Origin of the sequence: Oscillibacter sp., from assembly GCF_031978065.1 — a bacterium.
Taxonomy (GTDB): Bacteria; Bacillota; Clostridia; order Oscillospirales; family Oscillospiraceae; genus Oscillibacter.
Genome location: NZ_DALZCH010000178.1, coordinates 1 through 3,596 on the forward strand (window position 1 = coordinate 1; position 3,596 = coordinate 3,596).

3 protein-coding genes and 1 pseudogene are annotated in these 3,596 nt (G+C 53.2%); 3 read left to right on the forward strand and 1 reads right to left on the reverse strand.

Annotation, left to right across the window (positions count from 1 at the left end; genetic code table 11):
- Positions 1–1,801 (reverse strand): recombinase family protein (locus RTK01_RS16270; protein WP_312281973.1); only part of this gene is annotated, 1,801 nt, incomplete at its 3' end.
- Between the two features lie 282 nt (positions 1,802–2,083).
- Here RTK01_RS16270 and RTK01_RS16275 point away from each other — a divergent pair.
- The 3 genes and pseudogenes from RTK01_RS16275 to RTK01_RS16285 form a co-directional block, all read left to right on the forward strand.
- Complete coding sequence (locus tag RTK01_RS16275; protein WP_312281974.1) at positions 2,084–2,686, forward strand: hypothetical protein; 603 nt, start codon at positions 2,084–2,086, stop codon at positions 2,684–2,686.
- Between the two features lie 213 nt (positions 2,687–2,899).
- The gene (locus RTK01_RS16280) at positions 2,900–3,136 is read left to right on the forward strand and encodes a hypothetical protein (RefSeq protein WP_312281975.1); all 237 of its coding nucleotides are present in this window, start codon (positions 2,900–2,902) and stop codon (positions 3,134–3,136) included.
- Positions 3,137–3,411: 275 nt separating this feature from the next.
- Positions 3,412–3,596, forward strand: a pseudogene (locus RTK01_RS16285) (hypothetical protein); the annotation flags it as partial.

Here is a 3,596-nt window from a genome sequence, read left to right on the forward strand (position 1 = left end):
GCAATCCTCCGCAAAACCGTTGCCACTGTGTCAATGTAATCAACAATGGGTCGCCGTCGCTGATAAGATTGACATCAAACACTTTATCCGGCCTGTTTGGGCTGGATTGGGCAATTTGCAGGGAGTGCTCCGCGCTCTGCATGAATTTTTCGCCACCCGCTAAAAAAGCCATAGCCGGAACCGCTTCCTCTTGGGCCCCAAGGCATACGTCCGTTCTCACGGATTGCAAAATCGCGTCTACGTCCGCTTTGAGCTGAATTTCAATGTGGTTCTCAAAAATATTTATGCGGTGAATCATCAGCTCCAGATCATTTCGCTCCAGCTTGGGCTTTTTGAGAATGTCCTCAAATACTTCCAAGGCGGTTTTGGCAACGCGGTTTACCTGAATAATGGTGTTGCGCTTGTCCTGGGTCATGGAAATCTGGTTTTGCAGGCCCGATATGCGACCCAAAAGGTCGCCCTCCAACTCGTCGTAGGTCTGCTCCAAAGCGTCTTCCTGCTCCGGGTGGCGCATGATGTCCCGGATGCGCTGGCGCTTGGTGGCTTTCAGTTCCTCCTGAAGGTCCTTGAGAATCTCGTCGAGATGCTCTGCCGAACGCTCCGTTTCGTCCACATCCTCCTGTTCCCGGATGAGGTCTTTGTTCAGCCGGTCCAGCATGGCAGCGGAGTGCTCCCGCACTTTGCGGAGATAGGCCTTCATCACCTCGTCCAGCCGATCCACCCGGATATGGTGGCTGGTGCAGGCCTTCAGGCCCCGCTTGTGATACTCTCCGCAGCGGTAGGCGTCCTTTAAATCCGGGCGGCTCATGGCAAACATGGGCGAGCCGCAGTCGCCGCAGAAAAGAAACCCGGAGTATACGTTGTCGTTGACCTTCACGCCCCGGTAATTGGAGGTGGTGCGCTTTTCCCGCAGGGCCATGGTGGTGGCGAAGGTGCGGTAGTCAACCGTTGGCTGATGATGGTTTTCAAATACCAGATGTTCTGATGCATCCCGCTTACATTCTCTGCCGTTAATTTTTTTGCGTGTGTATTTGCCCTGCCGCAGCGTGCCGATATAAAAATCGTTGTCCAGAATGCCCTGCACTGTGACGATACTCCATGTTGACTTCACCTGACGGCGGTACTCCGCACCCTCGGCTTCCTTTCGATCCCGCTCTGCCATGCGGGGGGTGGGGATGCCTTGCTCGGTCAGGTAATTGGCAATTTTTTTATAGCCCCAGCCATCGTTGTAAAGGGAAAAGATGTTACGCACAATATCCGCCTCGGTGGGGACGATTTCAAACAATTGCTGCTTGTTGACGACATAGCCGTAGGGTGCGGCGCAGATCCATTTCGCGTCTGCCTGCCGCCTCTTGATGACGGACTTTACCTTTTTGCTGGTGTCTGTCACTGGCATCTCGTTGATGAGGAACTGAAACTGAATTTTCAGCCAGTCGTCATCGTTGGGAAAGTCGATGCCGTCCCCGATGGAGATGATACGCACGCCCGCGTCTCTCAAATCCTCCAGCTCCACCAGTCCCCGGCTGTTCCGGCGGGAAAAACGGGAGAAGTCCTTTACGAGAAGAATGTCCTTCCCATGGGACATCAGCTCCCGCCGCATAATCTGATACCCCTCCCGTTGCTCAAAGGTATAGCCTGAGCGGTCCCGATCCTCGTAGAAGGAGAGAGAAGAGCCGGGAAAGCGCTGGCGCACAAAGTCCGAGAGAATGGCCTTTTGGTTTTCAATAGAGGTGTTGTCCCGGTCCAGCTCTTCATCCACGGAGATGCGGCAGTAGCCGGCAATGTCAAACCGCTCTGTCAATATAAATCACATCCGTAAAATATAGATAGATAACATTGTATATCAACTTTGCAAAATACGCAAGCGAAAAAGTTGGGAGAGGGTTTGACAGGTGATTTTATCCGAAATCTGGACGAGCATATAAACCGACAGCCATTGTCCTTGCGGCGGTGCTGACAGTCCTTGCGTTAATACTGTTCCCCAGAATGCTGGAAAGTCCCCGGAGCATCACGGCCCCAGAGCGAAACGGCGTTTTTTCTAAGCAGAGCGGGAACGGTTCTGGATATCTATGCGGTTAACCGGATGATGGGAATGGTGATTATGGGGGCGCTGCTGACCACTTCTCTTTCTCTATACCTCGGACAGTATGCGGTTGGCAGATTTCTGTGGGGTGTTCAATATACGGCGCTCATCGGCTCCTGTATTTACGGGGCGCTCGTTCTGTTTGGCGATTCCGCTTTCTATACATCGGTGTTGGGCTATTATCAGTTGTTGCTGGTTTTGTGTATTGTTTCCGGCATCACAGGTCTGTTTCGGAACATGCCCCGTCCCACAAAAGAGCAGTCCGCGGCACTATACGGAATCACCGTGTTCTTTATTGCCTCCTTGGGCGACATCGTGATGTACAGCGGTATTTTCGGAGATCGGCGCAAAATTCCCGTGTCCGAAACAGCCATGCGGGTGTTCGTTCTGGCGCAGACGGTTTCCCTATTTTTCATGAACAGTCGGGTATTGGGAGAGGCCAAAAAAGCGGAGCGCAGCTTTCCGGGTCGAAACACGCCGCCGCGTGGGACAAATCCCGCGTCATTTCCTCCGAGACCGACCGTCTTGTCCTCATGGTGGGGCGGGTTCAAAATCTATCCTTCTGATTTCCGACCACTGGCTGTGCCGTGCTTTTTTGGATGAGTGCTCAAAAACGGAAAGGGTTATAGGCGCTGCGGACATTGTACGCCTGCGCGGCATATACATCCACAATTTGGGAATACTGATTGCAGCATTGGCAGCGCGTCCCTTTGGGTAGAAAAGTGAAGATTACGGACTTGTTTACCGAAGGAAGCAGTAGGTCTGCGTTCTAAAAAGCGGCGCCGCATGCAATTTTACGAAAGGAGACGGCGTCTGTTGGAAATATGCGTCAGGTCCAATCAAAAGCTGGTGGAGGTCTGGCTGACGAATGAAGAGCGGCAGGACACGGCCTTGCGGGAGGCGCTGGATGCCCTTTATCAAACATATAGGGAGAAAAGCTTTCTTGTGGCGGTTTTCCAGTCCGGCGGGCAGAGCCTTACCGACGTCACCAGCGATCTTCTCTGCCATAGCCGCAAACGTCTGGCGCAATTGGAGGCCCGTGGAGCGGGCTGATTTTGACGTGCGAAACCGACAAGCCGTGAGGGCCTCCTCACGGCTTTTTATTTAATCAGCGCCAGAGCGGCAAAAAATTTTACAAAAAGTGTGTACGCGGGCGTACATGAATCCTTCTTAAACTATGTGAGAATAAGACCCGTTTTTGTTTTCTCGGAATTTAATTGATTTTTCGGGGGCGGGCGGGCTTAAAAACGCGGCGGGGCAGACCCGCAGCGCCACACATCCGGCGCAAAAGATAGGAAACACGCGCCGAGGACAAAGGAGGAATTTTTTTGGACCGAACAGAACAATATCAACTCAGCCGCTGGCAAAAATCCGACCGCATTCTGATGGATGACTTCAACGCCGACAATGCCAAAATCGATGCGGCGCTGGCGGTAAACGCCGCCGCAATTGCAGCGGAAAAAGCCACCCGCGCCGCGGGGGCCGCCGCTGAGGAATCCGCACGCAAAAGTGC